Genomic DNA, 16,764 nt, shown 5'->3' with positions numbered 1-16,764 from the left:
TCTGGACAGGAAGCAAATTGATACAAGTGAAGTTACATGACTATTGACTCCCTCTTTTCATGTAACTTATGTTGTGTCATATGTGATTAAGCACCGTTTTCGGAGTTCACAACGATAGTTTGGACCAAGCTGCTTGGGCACGGACTCCCTCAACGGCAATCAAGATGACCGGATAACAATCATGCGAAATTACGAGACCATTATAATCGGCGGTGGCCCCGCTGGACTTTCAGCAGCCCTCATTGCTGGCCGCGCACTGCGCAAAGTGCTAATCATCGATGGCAGAGAGCCCCGAAATCGAAAAGCGCCCGCCATGCACAGTTACCTGTCACGGGATGGTATCATGCCGCAAGAATTTCGGAAGGTGTCGCGTGAAGAGTTATCACGCTATGACACAGTGACCTATCGCGAAGGTCTTGCCCAGGCGATCCGGCCAACAAATGGAGGCTACTCAGTAGAGTTGGTCGATGGAGACGTTGTTTCTGCGCCCAAAATTCTCCTCGCCCTTGGCGTGACGGATCAGCTTCCAGCCATTGAAGGCCTTGCGGAAAACTGGGGCCGCGGCGTTCATAATTGCCCTTTCTGCGATGGCTTTGAGCATCGCGGCGAGCATTGGGGGGTGCTTGCGGAAACTACAGCAATGCTGGATCGCGCCGCATTCTTCAAAAACTGGGCGGGTCGCCTGACCGTCTTCACCAATGGCGCTGACCTGCCAACCGGGAAACTGCCAGATCTGTCACGCGCAGATATCAGTTTGGTAACAATCCCGATCAAAGAAGTTCTTAGCGGCGATGGTCACACCATCGGTGGAATAGTGATCGAGGATGAACGTCGAGAGGATATCCAGTCGCTATGGATCAGACCACATCAAAGCCAAACACCCATCGTCACGGGACTGGCACTCAATTTACGCGATAATGGCGGCCTGTGGCGCAATGAGATGAATGAGACTTCGTTGAAGGGAGTCTATGCTGCGGGTGATTGCGCAGCTGGGCCAATGCAACAGGCCATTCTTGCGGCAGCCGATGGCGCGCGCACGATGTTCTCGATCATACACAGTCTTGTAACCGCGCATTGAAGGCGTGCAGCAACACAGGCGCGTTCGGATAAATTAAGCCCGAAGGCAACCTAACAGGATACCTTCGGGCTTGCAGAATGCCTTAGTGCTTAGTCCAGCACATAACAGGCTTTTCCTTTTCCAGGTGCCGGATCACCGAATGAATAATTACCGCAATCGACCCCATCACGGAAAGTGCGCTCTATAAAGCGACCGTTTGCGCCATAGCGAACCCGTTTACGACCATAGAAGTCGCAATATCCGCCTTCCTTGGCGCAAGGTCTCCAATCCCGGTCCCGGTCGTCGTAACGATCTGGTCGACCCCGACGATCGGGACGGTCGAGGCGACCGTCTCGGTAGTCACGGTCACGGACAACGAAAGAGCAGCTTTTCTTTTTGCCCGGTGCCGGGTCGTCAAAAACACGATTCGAGCACGTCACGTCCTGGCGATCGATGAAACGGGGCGTGTTGCGCCCGCCTGTTCCATAGACAACTTCAGCCGGGTAAGGCAGTCGGCAAATGCCGCCCTCGCTAGCACAACGCTGCAACTCTGCTGCGGAAGCGGTCGTTGCGAGCATCGGCGAAAGCAATGCCATCACGCCGCGAGACAAAGCGATGCAACCGTAGTCTTAACTACAGATATCATTCTTAGTCCCTTCATATAGCCGGACTATGCTTTAATTCCAAATGTTTGAATAGAGTATGAATGAAGTCAAAGGTGCGCATTTAAAATGATCGCATCGCCAGATCGAGCGAACCGTTTACGGCACCAAAAAAGAAAAAGCCCCGCAAACGCGGGGTCATTCTGAAAAGACGAGGGTTCTGTTCGCTTAGCTCTTCGGGCTCAAATCCATGGAGAACCACTTTTCCGACATCTTAGCGAGCGTGCCATCTGCCCGCATTTCGCCCAGTGCCTTGTCGAGCTTGGCTTTCAGCTCCGGCTCTTCCTTGCGCAGGCCGATGCAGACATTGGTTGCCTGAATACCGCCAACCAGAAGCGGCCCGGTGATTTTCAGCCTGCCATTGCTCTTCTCAGCGCGGTCACGTGCGAAAACCACATTATCGTACTGACCGTCAACGCGGCCGGATTCAAGATCCAGCTTGACCTGTTCCGATCCCTTATAGGTGCGGACCTGAACGGCATCACCGAAGTTCTGTTCGACAAACTGCAACTGGCTGGTCGAAAGCGAAGCACCAATCGTCTTGCCTTTCAACGCTTCCTTGAGATCAGCAATCGCCTTTTTGCCTTCCTCGGTATCCGTGGAAAGGCTTTCACCCGTGTGCGGCAGATTGGCCAAAGGACCATCGGCTGGCACCAGGAACGTATTCGGCGTAATCACATATGGATCGGAGAAATCGATGACCTTGCGACGCTCCGGGTTTGGCCCCATCGTCAGTACTACGTCGAATTTACCAGCGAGCAGCGACGGAATCTGGCTGTCCCAATCCTGCGCAACAATATTGCATTCAAGCTCGGCGCGCTTGCAGACTTCCTTGATGACATCAAGGTCAAGGCCCTGAAGCTCACCGCCGGGGCTTGTCAGGTTGAAAGGCGGAAAGGCGCCCTCGACACCAACGGTCACAGCTTTCCAATCTTTCGCCAAAACGCTGCCGCTATAAAGCGTCGACAAAGTGCAAAGGCCAATGGCCGCAATTTTCTTCAGCATAGTTCCCTCATGCTTATTTGTGTTTTCTATCTGCAATGCGGGCGGCGGTTACGCGCTTTTCTCTGCCCGGTTGCAAAGAGTTTGAACCCACTGACCAGTGATGAAAAGCAGAATTTTGTTCATATATATGAACTTTGATCTGCTTTATGAAAGCCGTACATGACTAAACACACCCGGCCCGAAAATCGGGCCAAGGTTAGTTTCAGCAGCACCGAAAAGCTCTAGTTATCAACCATTTAGCTTGGCATAGCGCGCAATATCCGCGTGAGTCGCAAACCATATATCCTTATGGGTGCGAATATGCGCAATCAGCTCTTTCAGTATCCAAATTCTCGAACGGTGCCCGATGATATCCGGATGCATGGTCAGCTGAAAAATACCACCTTCTTCATAGGCTGCATCGAACTCCCGGAGAAATATCTGGAGAATATCGTGCGGTGCGATCTGCGGGCGCAACCCGCCCCATCTGTCCATGACGAGATAGGCTGCATCATCCCGAATCCACTCCACAGGCAGTTCGGTGACACCGCACGGCTCGCCATTAAGTAAAAGCTCGTAGCAATCTACATCCGCCATAAGCGATGAATCATAGATTAATCCCATTTCAGAAGTGATCTGCAATGTGTTGTCGCTGAAATCCCAGGACGGCGTACGAATGCCGACCGGGCGAACACCGGTGATCTTTTCCAGCGCATCAGCGGCACGATGTTGAAGATCGCGCTCTGTTTCACCGTCAAGCAATGTGTTGCGCTCGTGTATCCAACCATGAAGGGCAATTTCGTGCCCCTCGCCGATCAGGGCGCGTTGTTCATCAGGATAGTGCATGGCCGAAATGGCAGGCACGAAGAATGTAGCCGGGATGTTATCGTGGCGCAGAATTTCGCGGATACGCGGGATCCCCTGCCTTGGGCCAAACTGCCCCTGCGACAAGGCCGAAATCGATTTTCCGCCATCACGCAGTTCAAACGTGTCATGGTCTGAATCGAAGGACAAAGCGACGGCACATCGAGCGCCGCCTTGCCATGAAGACGGTTTGAAACTGCGGCCAGCGCGGGCGCGGTTCATGATGGTTTGAAGCCGTTCTTCAGACCATGTCCAGGTTGGAACAGGCGCGTCGGTTGTCATGATGTCGGCCCTCCACTGACCGATAATGTCTGCCCGGTGATCCAGCTCGCAAAGGGAGATGCGAGAAAGAGCACAGCATTCGAGATGTCTTCCGGCAGCCCGATACGACGCAACGGAATTTCGTTGATCATTGCGGCCTGCCCCTCATCACCATAGGAAGCCCACTGACGCTCATAGTCAGGGCTGGTGCGCAAAAAACCGGGAGCGACGGCGTTGACGTTGATCCCGAACGGTCCAAGCTCGTGACCCAACTGACGGGCAAGACTGATCAGCGCAGCCTTTGCGCTTGCATAGGCCTGAATGCCCGTGAGGCTAACGCCAAGACCGGCCCCACTGGAAATGAAGACCATTTTGCCGGTGCCCCTCCGCTTCATGGCGGGGACAAGTGCCCGGGCGACCAGAAATGCACCGCGCACATTGATATCGTAGATGCGATCCCAATCGGCGGCTGGAACATTTTCCACCGGGCGCTTCTTCTGTCCGAGGACCCCACCGGCTACATGGACGAAAATATCGAACCCACCATTGGCCTCTTCGACCGCCGCCAATGCGGCTATCGCGGCTTCATCAGTCACATCCAGATGCACGGTTTTGATCGAGCCGCCACGCCCGGGCTGTGCCTCACGGGCCAATTCTGCCAGTTCATCATCCAGAACGTCTGTAGCAGTGACGATTGCACCGTCCGCAGCAAATGCCCCGCAGATAGCCCGTCCGATTCCCCTTGCGGCCCCGGTCACCAGGACCCGCTTTGCTTTGAATTCAATATCCATGTTATTGCTTGTCTGCTGTTGTTGGTTTGTATCCAAGGCGTGCGCTCAACTCCGCCGCGTGCTTGACGACAGCATCGACCATGCGCTGACGGCATGCGGTAAAGCGCGATGAGATGGTGGCCATATTGAGCGTTGCAATCACGTCGCCGCTGGCATCGAAAACCGGAGCAGCGACGCCTGACCCGCCGACAACCGCCTCTTCATCACAGATTGCAAAACCGTCCTCGCGGGCAGCTTCAATGATACGGCGTATCTGTACGCGATCGATCACCGTCTTATCCGTCAAAGGAACGATCCGTTCTTTGGCTAGATAGGTAGATGTCTTTTCCGGCTGCCAATGCGCCAGAAGAACCCGCCCCATTGCCGTGCAATAGGCAGGATCAGACCCTGTCAGATCGGAATCAAAGCGGACCGCCTGATGACTGACGCTCTTGGCGAGGAGCTTAACCCGCCCATCCTTGCGGCGTGTGCCGAGAAAGACGGTTTCGCCTTCACTGTCACGCATGGCATCCATAATCGGCTGGGCCGTCGCGATCAGATATGCATCGCCGCCGCTTGACCAGCCCGGCCCGTCACGAAACGCCTCGTGGATGCGATAGGACTCGGTATCGTCCCGCACGACATAGGCCCGAGCCACCAATGTTGCCAGCAGATTGAACGTGCTGCTTTTGGGATAACCAAGCTCAGCGACTATTGCTTTGAGCGTCACAGGTTTATGCGCACGACCGAGGAATTCGAGGATCTCGAGAACCCGAACGGCCGACTTAACTTCACCACTGTTTTCAATGTTCATATATGTGAACCAAATTCCTATTGTGGAATAATGTGGCAGACATACGATCAAGTGGCAATACAAAAAGGAGCGCATCTGGAAATGAACTCACAAAACAAGGTTGCCATTGTTACCGGCGGGGCAAGAGGCATCGGAAAGGCTTGCGCTCTCGATCTGGCGCGTGCGGGCTATGACATTACGCTGGTTGATCTGCTGGAAGCAGAGCTCGCGGCAACCGCAGCAGAAATCGAAGGCCTCGGCGTCAAGGCAATCTCCTGCGTGGCCGATGTTTCCAGCCACAAGCGGGCTGGTGAAGTCGTCGCACAAACCGTTGAAACATTTGGCCGCCTTGACTTTCTGCTCAACAATGCAGGCCGTTCTGCCCCGGTTGGCATTCTCGATATTTCGGAAGATGAGTTCGACCGCGCGATCGCCATCAATCTGAAAAGCTGCTTCAATTATATCCAGCATTCAGCGCCACATATGCTGAAACAGGGCGGCGGCCGCATTGTTTCCATGTCGTCGCTCAATGCACTTTCCGGTGGCGTGACCGCAGCCGTCAGCAGGTTTGCCTATGCCGCTGCAAAAGCTGGCATTCTCGGCATGACGCGCTCGCTCGCCAAGGAACTTGGCCCGAATATCGCCGTCAATGCGATCTGCCCCGGCGTCATCCGCACCGAGATCGACACGAATGTTACCGAACGCGCCGATGAAGTCATCAAGGGCATCGCGCTCGGTCGCCTTGGCTGCGCTGACGATGTCGCGCGCCTTGTCACTTTCCTTGCCACATCCGAACCGTGCTTCATCACCGGTCAGACATTCACGGTTGATGGCTTTCAATTCAATGTTTGACAAGAACGCAGAAGGGGGTAATCAGCACCACTTCAGATTACTCCCTTCGACGGGATTGCGCTGAAAAGCGCAATCCCGAACATAAGGGCCGACAATAACGGACCCCAATATAATGGGAGCCAGACGATGGAGGATCGAGCTATGGCGAAGAACCATCACGATATCTGGGATATTGTGGACGGCAAAAGTGCCGCTTATTTCGAACTCAGCGACACGGTTTGGGATCATCCCGAGACCAACTATGAAGAATATGAGTCCAGCGCTGCTCATGCTGCAATGCTTGAAGCTGAAGGGTTTCGCGTCTCGCGCGGCATCGCAGGACTGCCGACCGCCGTCATGGGTGAAGCAGGCGACGAAGGTCCGGTCATTGCCATTCTCGGTGAATTCGACGCCCTTCCCGGCTTAAGCCAGATCTCAGGCATTGCAGAAGAACAGCCTATTGAGGCAGGCGGCCACGGCCATGGCTGCGGCCATAATCTGCTTGGCGCCGGCTCCCTGCTGGCGGCCGCCGCAGTGAAGCAATATCTGGAAACGCATGGAATCAAGGGCCGCGTGCGCTATTACGGCTGCCCGGCAGAAGAAGGCGGCTCGGCCAAGGGCTTCATGGTGCGTGAAGGCCTGTTTGACGATGTCGACATTGCCGTTTGCTGGCACCCGGCACCTTTCGCGGGCGTCAACGACCCTGTGTCGCTGGCATGTAACGAAATTAGCTTTCATTTCTCCGGTCGCGCGGCTCACGCCGCGTCCGCTCCCCATTTGGGGCGCAGCGCTCTCGACGCCGTTGAGCTGATGAATGTCGGCGTTAATTACATGCGCGAGCATATGCCATCAACGGCCCGTATTCACTACGCTGTAACGGATACGGGAGGTATCGCACCCAATGTCGTACAGGCTAGGGCAAGCGTACGTTATCTGATCCGTGCGCTGAGCCTGCCCGTCATGCAGACCTTGCTTGAACGGGTCAAGAAAATTGCTGATGGCGCGGCGCTCATGACGGAAACGACGGTGCGCAGCGAAATCGTTAGCGGCGACGCCAATCTGATCGGCAACAAGCCGCTGGAACAGCTTATGCAGCGCGAGCTGGAGCGTCTGGGACCACCCGTATTCGACGCAAAAGATCAGGAAATGGCACAGCGTTTTCAGGCCACGCTGACCAAGGAAGACATTTCTGACGCATTTCGCCGTTTCGGCGTCGAGCCGAAGGAAGGCCTTGCTCTTTGTGAAGACGTTTATGAACCCTATAAGGGAGACAATTCGCTCGTTGGTTCGACAGACGTTGGCAGCGTGAGCTGGGTTGTCCCCACCGTGCAAATGCGTGGCGCGACCTGCGCTATTGGCACGCCGCTCCATTCGTGGCAAATGGTGGCGCAGGGTAAATTATCGACTGCTCATAAAGGAATGGCTCATGCCGCAAAGGTCATGGGAAGCACGGCCGTGGAACTGTTTTTGCATCCAGAACGGATTGTAGAAGCCAAACAGGACCACGTGAAAAGGCTGAATGGCGATGTTTTCGTCAATCCTATTCCCGACAGCGTGCAACCTGCCCTGCCCGTCGCAGCGCAATGAAAGACGGCCAATGCAGCCGCCGGAAAGTGAAATGAAGTTCAATCGCTCCTTCAAGAATTGGCCTGAAGCATCATGAAGGCTTTTTTCGATATTTTAAGCTTCGGCCCCGATGGCTGGGGCTATGTTCTCGTGATGGCGTCTCTGGTAACGGTCTCGCTGGCCGTCGTCGGCTTTCTGCTTGGCGCAACGATTGGTGTTTTGGCTGCATGGGCAAAGATTTCCGGCGGACGCACACTGCGCGGCGTTGCTGATGGCTATACCACCATCATTCGTGGTATCCCCGATCTTCTGGTGATCTATCTGTTCTATTTTGGCGGCAGCGCCGCCATCACAGCGCTCGGCAAGTTCTTCGGCGCACAGGGTTTCATCGGTTTCCCCGCTTTTCTGGCTGGCGTTCTGGCAATTGGCATTTCCTGCGGTGCACATCATACGGAAGTGTTTCGTGGTGCGTTTCGAGCCGTCTCCAAGGGAGAGCTTGAAGCGGCATCTGCCTGCGGCATGGGCCAGGCACTGAAGTTTCGCCGCATTATCGCGCCGCTGGCCCTGCGGCATGCGCTGCCGGGACTTGGCAATGTCTGGCAGGTTGCCCTGAAGGAATCTGCGCTGATATCCGTCGTTGGTGTGGTCGATATTCTGCGTCAGGCACAGATTGGCGCAGGCTCCACCGGCTTGCCCTTCAACTTCTTCCTGATCGCAGGCGCTCTCTATCTGCTGATTTCCTCCGTTTCCGGCGGCATCCTGCAAGCCGCTGAACGTCACTTCTCGCGCGGCGTCAGGAGGGCGAAATGAACCTTCAATTCTATACAGAGTCCTTTCTTGCAATGATGGGCGGCGTGCCGCTGACACTTCAGCTTGCGGCCATCTCCATTGTGTGCGGCGCAATTCTTGCCCTGCTCTTTGCCATGATGCGTCTGTCGGGAATAAGCGCCCTCGACTGGATTGCCCGGCTCTATGTTTTCGTGTTCCGTGGCACACCGCTTCTGGTGCAGATCTTCATCATCTATTATGGCCTCAGCCAGTTTTCGACCATTCGCTATTCGTTCCTTTGGCCCATACTCCGTGAACCATATTGGTGCGCGATCATCGCGCTGACGCTGAATAATGCGGCCTATGCGAGCGAAATCATTCGCGGCGGCCTATTGTCGGTGCCGCACGGCCAGATTGAGGCAGCAAAAGCCTGTGGCATGTCGCGTTTCACCTGCTTCCGCAGAGTAGTGATGCCGCTGGCTATCCGTCAGGCGCTGCCCGGCTATGGCAATGAGATGATATCGATGATCAAGGCGACCTCGCTTGCCTCCATCATCACGCTCATGGAAGTCACAGGCATTGCGGCCAAGCTCATTGCCGAAAGCTACCGCGTGATTGAGGTGTTCGTGATTGCGGGCGCCATCTATCTGGCTATCAATTTCGTTTTGACACGCTTGCTCCTGATCGCCGAATACAGGCTCACGCCCTATTTGCGCCAGCCAGCCGTCAGCATCTCCACCGAAGGAAAAACATCGTGAGCAAAGCCATCTCTCCTAACGCACCGGTGGCGCTAAAAGTCGAAAACCTGCGTAAAAGCTTTGGCGCGAATGAAGTGCTGAAGGGCATTTCGCTTGAAGCGCGCGAAGGCGAAGTCATTTCTATCCTCGGCTCTTCGGGGTCGGGAAAATCCACTTTGCTGCGCTGCATCAACCTTCTGGAAATTCCAACATCCGGCACCGTGACCGTTTCCGGTGAGACTATCCGGATGGCCAAGAACTCCAAGGGCGAAGCCTACCCCGCCGAAAAGAAGCAGGTCTCCCGGATCCGCTCTGAACTGGGCATGGTTTTTCAAAGCTTCAATCTGTGGTCGCACAAGACCATTCTTGAAAACATCATCGAAGCGCCGATTTATGTTCAGGGTCGGCAGCGCGCGGAATGCATCGCAGAAGCCGAAACGCTGCTCGCCAAGGTTGGCATCGCAGACAAGCGCGACTTCTACCCGTCGCATCTCTCCGGCGGTCAGCAACAGCGCGCCGCCATTGCACGCGCGCTGGCGATGAAGCCAAAGGTCATGCTGTTCGACGAACCGACCTCCGCGCTTGATCCTGAACTCGTCGGCGAAGTGCTGCGCGTTATGCGCGGCTTGGCCGAAGAAGGCCGCACCATGCTTGTGGTCACCCACGAAATGGGCTTTGCACGCGACGTGTCAAACCGGGTCGTCTTCGTCCATCAGGGGCTCGTTGAAGAAGACGGTGCGCCCGAAGATGTGTTCACAAACTCCAAATCAGAGCGTTTTCGCAAGTTTATCAGCCACGAAAACGCTGGCTGATATTTCAAACGTCACTGATTTATGCCAAAAGACCGCTCAGCACTTAACTGCAGTAAGGTAATTAAGATGAAGACCAAGGGATTGTTCAAAGCCCTTCTCGTTTCGGCCCTCGTTGTGACCGCTGCTTCGGCCCATGCCGAAGAGAAGAAGTGGACCAAGATCACCATCGCAACTGAAGGCGCTTTCCGTCCGTATAATTTCACCAAGCCAGACGGCACGCTGGACGGCTATGAAATCGAACTGAGCAAAGACCTCTGCGCCCGCATGAAGGTTGAGTGCACCATGATTGCACAGCCTTTCGACGGCATCATCCCGGCCTTGAATGCAGGCAAGTTCGACGCAATCATGGCTGGCCTTACCGCTACGCCGAAGCGCGAAGAAACCATCGACTTTTCCGTCTCTTATGGCTTGACCCCGCAGACCTTCGCCACCCTGAAGGACAGCCCTTTCGCCAAGCTGCCGCATACGGGCGAAACGCTCTATCTGGCCAAGGACGAAGCCGCCGCCCAGAAGGCCATTGACGACGTCAAGGCTGAAATCAAGGGCCGCACCATCGGTGTACAGACTGCCTCGCTCGGCCTGTCGCTGCTCGACAAGTATTTCAAGGATTCTGCCGATATCCGCGAATACAAGACCACCGATCAGCATGACCTCGACCTCAAGTCGGGCCGCGTCGATCTCGTCGTCGCTTCGCTGGCTTATCTCAGCGATGCCGCCAAGAAGCCGGGCAACGAAGATATCGTCATGACCGGTCCTTTCTTTAAGGGTGGCATTCTGGGTCGCGGCGTTGCCGTTGGTCTTCGCAAGAACGAACCTGAACTTCAGAAGATGTTCAATGAAGCCATTGAAGCCGCCAAGGCTGATGGTACCATCAAGCGCCTCTCGGAAAAGTGGTTCGGCTTCGACGTGACGCCGTAATCGGTTCATCCGCGATATTATGAAAAGGCCGCCTCAAGGGCGGCCTTTTTTATGTTATCACGCACTTAATCAGGCGCCGTATTTCGACTCCACCGGCCACACTGACTGGAGCTTTTCGCCACCCAGAATACGGTCTCGGGCCGAAGCTTCGTTTGCGCCCAGCTTGTCGGCCTGATCAGCGACTGCTGCAACCATGGCCTTGGGGATGACGACAACGCCATCGATATCCGCGAAGATGACGTCGCCCGGCATGATCTTCACGCCGGTGATTTCGATTGGAACTTGCGACAGCTTCGGTTCCATCTTGCCAGACACCGAAACCGGAGACCGTGCACGACCGAAAAGCGGATAGCCGAGATGGCGAACCTGCGCGATATCACGCACCGTTCCGTTGACGATCGTAGCCGCAGCGCCCCGCGTTTTCGCGCCTGTGCTCATCAGCTCTCCCGAGCATGAGCCTTGCGCGCAGGACGCATCAACGACAACAATACCGCCCTTTGGCGCGTTGTCGATGGCGTTGTGATAGACATCCTGCGGCTGATTGCGACGCTCGCTAGGCGCAAACTGCACCGTGACTGCTGGACCGCAGACCACTTCGCCCGGCTTCAATTCACCCTGTAACGATATACCGTCCAGATACCCCCAGCCGCCAAGTTGTTCCAGACTGTCATGGACATCGCCGGAATACCATTTCGAAAGACGCTCGATCGACGCCCAGTCTGTATCGGAATAATCGAAGTTGCTCATTTGGTTTTGACCTTGTTCTTAAGATTTGAATTGTCCAGCGCCACCTTGAGATAACGCGAACTTTCATCGATCTGTCTGCGAATGGATTGCCGGGCGGTCTCGGGTTCTCTAGCCTTGATGAGGTTGTAAATTTCCTCATGCTCGGCAAACCCGTCTTCCAGCGATTTGTTCGGTACGCGGCTCGTGACCCGGATGACGTCGATGATGATCGAGAAAAGATTGTCATAGACGACATTGAGGATCTCGTTGCCCACGGAATGCACGAGCCCGAGATGGAAAGCGGCGTCACTGTCGGTGAAACGGGCCATGTCATTGGCGTCAGCCGCAGCCCGCATACTGGCAAGCGCCTCGTCGACTTCCGGCGTCATCACCAAGTCTTCCGAACTCAGTCGCGTCACGACTTCAGTCTCGATGATCCGGCGCACATCCATCAGTTGGACGAGATAGTCGGAATTATTGGCAAAGAGCTGTTTGACAGTCGTTGCAAGCGAACCGAGAAACTCTCCGACATCGTCGCGTACAACAAGCGCTCTTTCACCGTGTTTGCGGCGAACGAGACCCTTTGTTTCGAGAATTTGAAGCGCTTCACGAACAGATCGCGTGCTTACATTGAATTCACGCGCCATTGCGGCTTCGGCAGGCAGACGATCGCCAATCTTGAGTTTGCCGGAAAGAATTTGTGCTTCCAACGCCTCAACGACGGAGACGTGCAGCTTGTCACGATCAGGTAACGCGCGCCTCGTCAGATATCGATTGTCTGCCTGTTCTGTCACCATGCCGTAAAGCCTCCATCGACGACGACATTCGAGCCCGTCATATAGGACGAGGCATCGGATGCCAGAAACTGTATCACGCCATTATATTCATCGATCTCAGCTTGTCGGTGCATCGGCACGCGTTCAAGAAACGCATCCACAAATTCCTTGTCGAAGTTTGCGGTTTTCACGCCACCGAATGAAATCAGGTTTACCCGGACATTCTTGGTTCCCCAATAGGTGCCAAGATAGCGGGTCAAGTTGACAAGACCGGATTTGGAAGCCGCATAGGAGACGGCCTTGATGAAAGGCTCGCCATCTCGTGCCTCGCGATACGCATAGAGCGCCTGATTGGGCGACACGATGCCGTAGATCGAACCGACATTGATGATACTGCCGCGTCGGGCATCAGCCATCTTCGAGCCGATGACCTGACAGCACAGCATCACACCCGTCAGATTGGTCTCGATGATCTCGTTCCAGTATTTCTGCGGGTAGATTTCAAATGGACTGTTCTGGTCTGCCGAACCCGAGGGCTTTGAATCGATGCCTGCATTATTGACCAGAATATGCGGCACGCCCCAATCGGCGATGAGCTGTTCGGTTGCCTGCTCAAGGCTGGCCTTGTCCGTAACACTCGCGACATAAACGCGAATGTTCTTCGTCAAGCCCGGAAACTTCGCTTCAAGATCGGCAGCGTCGATTGCCCGGCGAGTGAAGATCGCGACCTTGGCGCCAGATTCCGCGAGCGATTTGCTGAACTGCGTTCCAAGCTGCCCCAACCCGCCAGTCACAATGGCAATCTTGTCTCTTACACTGAACTTGTCTGTCATCATTTCGTTCCTGCACCTTAGAACTCGTTTCGATCTGATCGGACCAGATCGGCGCTCAAAATGTTTGTTTTAACGCGCATCTTTTCCGAAAGCCGTTTCACACTTCTCGGGATGCGCTCTCATCTACTGGTTTCGGGATCGTCCAAGTTCTCAAGAGCAAGGTCCCGTCCCACCAGTACCCAGCCCAACGCCGTGGGGGGGCGGGTTTCTCCCCCCCCCGCCACGACAGCTTCGTCACGACCGAGGCAAATCACTGGCCAGCAGCTTCTGCGGGTCCAGACGACCGCCGTGGTATTTTTCGTAAATGTCGATCAACTTGCCATTGTCGAGATTGGTCTTGATCCAGGCGTCAATCCATAACTTGAGCTTTGGCTCGTTCTTGCGAAGCGCAATGCCGAGCGGATAAGCCTTGGCGACAAATTTCTCTTCGAGGTCGAGCTTGGGATTGGCCTTGACCAACTCGGTCAGAAGCGGGCGGGACGTTGCATAGATTGCAATCTGGCCGCTGGTGACCGCCGCGCTCGATGTCGGATCATCTTCAAACCGCACGATCTGGACGCCGGAAACATCCGCCGTCTTTTCCGTCAGATTGGTATCGTTGACCGTACCGCGTGTGACGGCGACCGACGCATTTGCCAGATCCGCATAGGACTTCACGTTTGCTTCTTTGGGAGCGGCAACGACGATTGCGGTTTCAGCATAAGGAATGCTGAAATCCACCACCTCAAGCCGCTCCTTTGTTATCGACAGCGTCGACACGGCCAGATCAGCCTTGCCCGAAACCAGGAAGGGAATACGCCCCGAGGTCGGGACTGTCAGAAACTCGATATCCACGCCCATGTCTTTGGCCAGCAACTGTGCCGTTTCGACTTCGGAGCCAGTCGGCTGGAACTTCGCATCGCGCATCGCATAGGGCGGGTTGCCAAGATCAATAGCGACTTGCAGCTTGCCACGCTGGCGGATTGTGTCCAGCTGATCGGCAAAGGACGGCTGCGCCAGCATGGCAGCCATGCCGATGCCAAGACCCATCATCGCCAGAAATTTTCTTTTGTTCAGAATAGTCATATTTCCTCCTCCTGTTGTTGATGGTGTCGCTCCTCATCGACACCACATGCTTTGATTGGATGGTTAGTGATGCGCGCCAACAAAGCTGCGCAATTCGTGTGTTTGCGGGCTGGCCAGAATTGCCGGCCCACCCTGCTCGCAAATCAGGCCCTGATGCATGAAGACAACCTTGTCCGCCACGCGCTTGGCAAAATCCATTTCGTGGGTGACGAGCAGCATTGTCATGCCATTTCTGGCAAGATCCTCGATGACCTTTAGCACTTCGCCGGTCAGTTCCGGATCGAGCGCCGAGGTAACCTCGTCAAACAGCATGACCTTCGGCTTCACCGCAAGTGATCGGGCAATGGCCACGCGCTGCTGTTGCCCGCCGGACAATTGTTCGGGATAGGAATCGATCTTTTCCGCCAGTCCAACCTGCCGCAGAACTGTCTCGGCTATTTCCCGCGCCGCTGGTCTTGTCAGTTTCTTGACCCAGCGCAGCGCCAAAGTGATGTTTTGCTCAACCGTCAGATGGGGAAACAGATTGTAGCTCTGGAAGACAATGCCAACATCCTGTCGGAGCGCGCGCAGATTGAGATGGGGATCACTGACACGGTGATCACAAACCCAGATATCCCCGCTATTGACGGTTTCGAGCCGGTCGACACAGCGAAGCGCTGTGCTTTTGCCGGAACCACTTCGCCCGATCAGAGCAACAACCTGCCCCTTCTCAATTTCGAGATTAATACCTCTGAGCACCGGCAGCGAGCCATAGCTTTTATGAACGTCAACAAACTTAACGACGGCTGACACTGTACATCCTCTCGAATTTCCGGCTGGCCGCTGAGAGCGGGAAGCAAATGCAAAAGTAGAAGAATGCGATCACGAGATAGGTCGTGAAGGGCTGGAACGTCGAAGCGTTGATTTCCTTGCCGATATAGGTCATCTCGGCCATGCCGATGATCGATGCGAGCGACGTGTTCTTGACGATCTGAACCATGAAACCGACTGTTGGCGGCGTCGCGATGCGAATGGCCTGGGGCATGATGACAAGGAACAGCCCCTGCAATCCAGTCAGAGCCAGACAATCGGATGCTTCCCACTGCGTGCGCGGCACGGATTGCAGACTGCCCCGCCAGATAGCGCCAAGGAAGGCGCTGGCGAAGATCGTCATCGCAACGCTGGCCGCAAAAAGCGACGAAACTTCAATGCCGAAGACCGGCAAACCGAAGTAAACGATGAACATCAGGATCAGAACCGGTGTGCCCTGCACCAGAACGATATAACCATCGACCAGAGCAACCAGAGCCTTGTTCTTTGCTATTCCAGCCAGCGCCACGGCAAAGCCAAGCAGGCCGCCGAATATGAAGGCGATGATCGAAAGCAGAACTGTCCAGACCAAGCCTTGAAGCAGAACTTCGATGTGAATCCAAGAGAAATTCGTAAACATCCCAACCTCCTAAAGATTGGTGCCAAGACGGCGTTTACGTGGAAACAACGCCAACCCCAGAAGCTTGAACAGCCCCCGCATCAATAGGGAAAGGACGAGATAGATCACCAGAATGACGAGATAGACTTCGAAAGAACGAAAGGTCATCGACTGGATTCTGGACGCAGCTCCGGTCAGCTCTTCAGCCGATATCTGCGATGCCACACTTGTTGCCAGCATCAACAGCACATACTGACTGACGAGAGCGGGATAGACCTTCTCAAGTGCTGGCGGCAGCATAATGCCTGCGAGCATTTGCAACCGGGACAGCCCTAGTGTGTCGGCAGCTTCCAGCTGGCCGGGATGAATGGCCTGCAAGCCGGCACGAATGATCTCGCTTGAGTAAGCGCCGACATTGATGGTCAGGCCGATCAGCGCCGAGGTCTGGGCGGAAAATTTGACGCCCATGGAGGACAGCCCGAAATAGACCAGAAACAGCTGCACGAGCAGAGGTGTATTGCGGATCGCCTCGACATAGATCGCCACGAGAATGCGCAGGAACTTGTATTTGCTGATGCTGGCAACCGCACAGATCGTGCCCAGCACGAAGCCCAGCGCCGTGACGATCAGGGACATCTGGATCGTCGCCAAAGTGCCTTTGAGCAGCAGCGGCCAATACTGGCTGAGGAAGCTGAAACTGAACTCGTAACTCATAGAGACTTCACCAGTTCAGGCGAAGAACCCTGCAAGGCACAAGTCAGTTCCTGATCCACGCCCGACCACAGACAGGCAGATGCTCCACCTGAAACACAGCCGTACGCAATCACGCAATCGAAGATTGCAGTGTACAATCCAGTCACAAATATTTCCTCCCAAGCTCGATGTGCTCCACCCTAGTAAGGGTCTCCTCGAAGCGACATCCGCTCAATTTCA

19 protein-coding genes are annotated in these 16,764 nt (G+C 55.1%); 7 read left to right on the top strand and 12 right to left on the bottom strand.

Features of this window, described 5'->3' with window-relative positions:
- Positions 1–181: 181 nt before the first annotated feature.
- Entirely contained in the window at positions 182–1,078 is an 897-nt protein-coding gene (locus JAU75_RS14545; RefSeq protein WP_199057218.1) for an NAD(P)/FAD-dependent oxidoreductase, read from the top strand.
- Between the two features lie 89 nt (positions 1,079–1,167).
- Here JAU75_RS14545 and JAU75_RS14540 read toward each other — a convergent pair whose 3' ends face one another.
- From JAU75_RS14540 to JAU75_RS14520, 5 genes are all read right to left on the bottom strand, one after another.
- On the bottom strand, positions 1,168–1,653 hold the full coding sequence (locus tag JAU75_RS14540; RefSeq protein ID WP_247880504.1) for a hypothetical protein: 486 nt from the start codon (positions 1,651–1,653) through the stop codon (positions 1,168–1,170).
- A gap of 234 nt (positions 1,654–1,887) precedes the next feature.
- On the bottom strand, positions 1,888–2,724 hold the full coding sequence (locus JAU75_RS14535; protein WP_199057217.1) for a transporter substrate-binding domain-containing protein: 837 nt from the start codon (positions 2,722–2,724) through the stop codon (positions 1,888–1,890).
- 228 nt (positions 2,725–2,952) lie between these two features.
- Positions 2,953–3,849 (bottom strand): polysaccharide deacetylase, encoded by an 897-nt coding sequence (locus JAU75_RS14530; protein WP_199057216.1) that lies wholly within the window; start codon positions 3,847–3,849, stop codon positions 2,953–2,955.
- Complete coding sequence (locus JAU75_RS14525) at positions 3,846–4,619, bottom strand: SDR family NAD(P)-dependent oxidoreductase (RefSeq protein ID WP_199057215.1); 774 nt, start codon at positions 4,617–4,619, stop codon at positions 3,846–3,848. The genes JAU75_RS14530 and JAU75_RS14525 overlap by 4 nt, the downstream gene beginning before the upstream one ends.
- 1 nt (position 4,620) lies before the next feature.
- Positions 4,621–5,412, bottom strand: a complete 792-nt coding sequence (locus JAU75_RS14520) for an IclR family transcriptional regulator (RefSeq protein WP_199057214.1) — start codon at positions 5,410–5,412, stop codon at positions 4,621–4,623.
- Positions 5,413–5,493: 81 nt separating this feature from the next.
- Here JAU75_RS14520 and JAU75_RS14515 point away from each other — a divergent pair, with 81 nt between their 5' ends.
- The 6 genes from JAU75_RS14515 (at position 5,494) to JAU75_RS14490 (ending at position 11,023) form a co-directional block, all read left to right on the top strand.
- On the top strand, positions 5,494–6,243 hold the full coding sequence (locus tag JAU75_RS14515) for an SDR family NAD(P)-dependent oxidoreductase (protein ID WP_199057213.1): 750 nt from the start codon (positions 5,494–5,496) through the stop codon (positions 6,241–6,243).
- Positions 6,244–6,369: 126 nt separating this feature from the next.
- Positions 6,370–7,809, top strand: a complete 1,440-nt coding sequence (locus tag JAU75_RS14510; protein ID WP_199057212.1) for a M20 family metallopeptidase — start codon at positions 6,370–6,372, stop codon at positions 7,807–7,809.
- A gap of 72 nt (positions 7,810–7,881) precedes the next feature.
- Entirely contained in the window at positions 7,882–8,598 is a 717-nt protein-coding gene (locus tag JAU75_RS14505; RefSeq protein ID WP_199057211.1) for an ABC transporter permease subunit, read from the top strand.
- A complete protein-coding gene (locus JAU75_RS14500; RefSeq protein ID WP_199057210.1) occupies positions 8,595–9,314 on the top strand; it encodes an ABC transporter permease in 720 nt (239 codons plus the stop codon). The genes JAU75_RS14505 and JAU75_RS14500 overlap by 4 nt, the downstream gene beginning before the upstream one ends.
- Entirely contained in the window at positions 9,311–10,105 is a 795-nt protein-coding gene (locus tag JAU75_RS14495; RefSeq protein WP_199057209.1) for an ATP-binding cassette domain-containing protein, read from the top strand. The genes JAU75_RS14500 and JAU75_RS14495 overlap by 4 nt, the downstream gene beginning before the upstream one ends.
- A gap of 66 nt (positions 10,106–10,171) precedes the next feature.
- On the top strand, positions 10,172–11,023 hold the full coding sequence (locus tag JAU75_RS14490; RefSeq protein WP_078337159.1) for a transporter substrate-binding domain-containing protein: 852 nt from the start codon (positions 10,172–10,174) through the stop codon (positions 11,021–11,023).
- 69 nt (positions 11,024–11,092) lie between these two features.
- Here the strand turns inward: JAU75_RS14490 and JAU75_RS14485 are convergent, their stop codons facing one another.
- From JAU75_RS14485 to JAU75_RS14455, 7 genes are all read right to left on the bottom strand, one after another.
- Positions 11,093–11,770 carry an RraA family protein gene (locus tag JAU75_RS14485; protein ID WP_078337160.1) on the bottom strand — a complete coding sequence of 226 codons (678 nt, stop codon included), beginning with the start codon at positions 11,768–11,770 and terminating at the stop codon, positions 11,093–11,095.
- Positions 11,767–12,546, bottom strand: a complete 780-nt coding sequence (locus JAU75_RS14480) for a FadR/GntR family transcriptional regulator (RefSeq protein ID WP_078337161.1) — start codon at positions 12,544–12,546, stop codon at positions 11,767–11,769. Before JAU75_RS14480 ends, JAU75_RS14485 begins: the two co-directional genes overlap by 4 nt.
- Positions 12,540–13,358, bottom strand: coding sequence for an SDR family oxidoreductase (locus JAU75_RS14475; protein ID WP_247880503.1), 819 nt, complete (start codon positions 13,356–13,358; stop codon positions 12,540–12,542). The genes JAU75_RS14480 and JAU75_RS14475 overlap by 7 nt, the downstream gene beginning before the upstream one ends.
- A gap of 234 nt (positions 13,359–13,592) precedes the next feature.
- Positions 13,593–14,423, bottom strand: a complete 831-nt coding sequence (locus JAU75_RS14470; protein WP_247880502.1) for a transporter substrate-binding domain-containing protein — start codon at positions 14,421–14,423, stop codon at positions 13,593–13,595.
- A 63-nt stretch (positions 14,424–14,486) separates the two neighbouring features.
- Entirely contained in the window at positions 14,487–15,215 is a 729-nt protein-coding gene (locus JAU75_RS14465; protein ID WP_199057207.1) for an amino acid ABC transporter ATP-binding protein, read from the bottom strand.
- Positions 15,199–15,852 carry an amino acid ABC transporter permease gene (locus JAU75_RS14460; protein WP_078337164.1) on the bottom strand — a complete coding sequence of 218 codons (654 nt, stop codon included), beginning with the start codon at positions 15,850–15,852 and terminating at the stop codon, positions 15,199–15,201. Before JAU75_RS14460 ends, JAU75_RS14465 begins: the two co-directional genes overlap by 17 nt.
- Positions 15,853–15,861: 9 nt before the next feature.
- The gene (locus JAU75_RS14455; protein WP_109366028.1) at positions 15,862–16,545 is read right to left on the bottom strand and encodes an amino acid ABC transporter permease; all 684 of its coding nucleotides are present in this window, start codon (positions 16,543–16,545) and stop codon (positions 15,862–15,864) included.
- Positions 16,546–16,764: the final 219 nt, after the last annotated feature.

Origin of the sequence: Ochrobactrum sp. Q0168 (assembly GCF_016427605.1) — a bacterium.
In the GTDB taxonomy this organism is placed as follows: domain Bacteria; phylum Pseudomonadota; class Alphaproteobacteria; order Rhizobiales; family Rhizobiaceae; genus Brucella.
The sequence above is the reverse complement of the archived record's forward strand: the minus strand, read 5'-3'. Positions and strand labels throughout refer to the sequence as shown.

Coding starts and splice junctions, on each gene's coding strand:
- JAU75_RS14545 (WP_199057218.1), top strand. CDS start 182: ATGCGAAATTACGAGACCATTATAATCGGCGGTGGCCCCGCTGGACTT.
- JAU75_RS14540 (WP_247880504.1), bottom strand. CDS start 1,653: ATGGCATTGCTTTCGCCGATGCTCGCAACGACCGCTTCCGCAGCAGAG.
- JAU75_RS14535 (WP_199057217.1), bottom strand. CDS start 2,724: ATGCTGAAGAAAATTGCGGCCATTGGCCTTTGCACTTTGTCGACGCTT.
- JAU75_RS14530 (WP_199057216.1), bottom strand. CDS start 3,849: ATGACAACCGACGCGCCTGTTCCAACCTGGACATGGTCTGAAGAACGG.
- JAU75_RS14525 (WP_199057215.1), bottom strand. CDS start 4,619: ATGGATATTGAATTCAAAGCAAAGCGGGTCCTGGTGACCGGGGCCGCA.
- JAU75_RS14520 (WP_199057214.1), bottom strand. CDS start 5,412: ATGAACATTGAAAACAGTGGTGAAGTTAAGTCGGCCGTTCGGGTTCTC.
- JAU75_RS14515 (WP_199057213.1), top strand. CDS start 5,494: ATGAACTCACAAAACAAGGTTGCCATTGTTACCGGCGGGGCAAGAGGC.
- JAU75_RS14510 (WP_199057212.1), top strand. CDS start 6,370: ATGGAGGATCGAGCTATGGCGAAGAACCATCACGATATCTGGGATATT.
- JAU75_RS14505 (WP_199057211.1), top strand. CDS start 7,882: ATGAAGGCTTTTTTCGATATTTTAAGCTTCGGCCCCGATGGCTGGGGC.
- JAU75_RS14500 (WP_199057210.1), top strand. CDS start 8,595: ATGAACCTTCAATTCTATACAGAGTCCTTTCTTGCAATGATGGGCGGC.
- JAU75_RS14490 (WP_078337159.1), top strand. CDS start 10,172: ATGAAGACCAAGGGATTGTTCAAAGCCCTTCTCGTTTCGGCCCTCGTT.
- JAU75_RS14485 (WP_078337160.1), bottom strand. CDS start 11,770: ATGAGCAACTTCGATTATTCCGATACAGACTGGGCGTCGATCGAGCGT.
- JAU75_RS14480 (WP_078337161.1), bottom strand. CDS start 12,546: ATGGTGACAGAACAGGCAGACAATCGATATCTGACGAGGCGCGCGTTA.
- JAU75_RS14475 (WP_247880503.1), bottom strand. CDS start 13,358: ATGACAGACAAGTTCAGTGTAAGAGACAAGATTGCCATTGTGACTGGC.
- JAU75_RS14470 (WP_247880502.1), bottom strand. CDS start 14,423: ATGACTATTCTGAACAAAAGAAAATTTCTGGCGATGATGGGTCTTGGC.
- JAU75_RS14460 (WP_078337164.1), bottom strand. CDS start 15,852: ATGTTTACGAATTTCTCTTGGATTCACATCGAAGTTCTGCTTCAAGGC.
- JAU75_RS14455 (WP_109366028.1), bottom strand. CDS start 16,545: ATGAGTTACGAGTTCAGTTTCAGCTTCCTCAGCCAGTATTGGCCGCTG.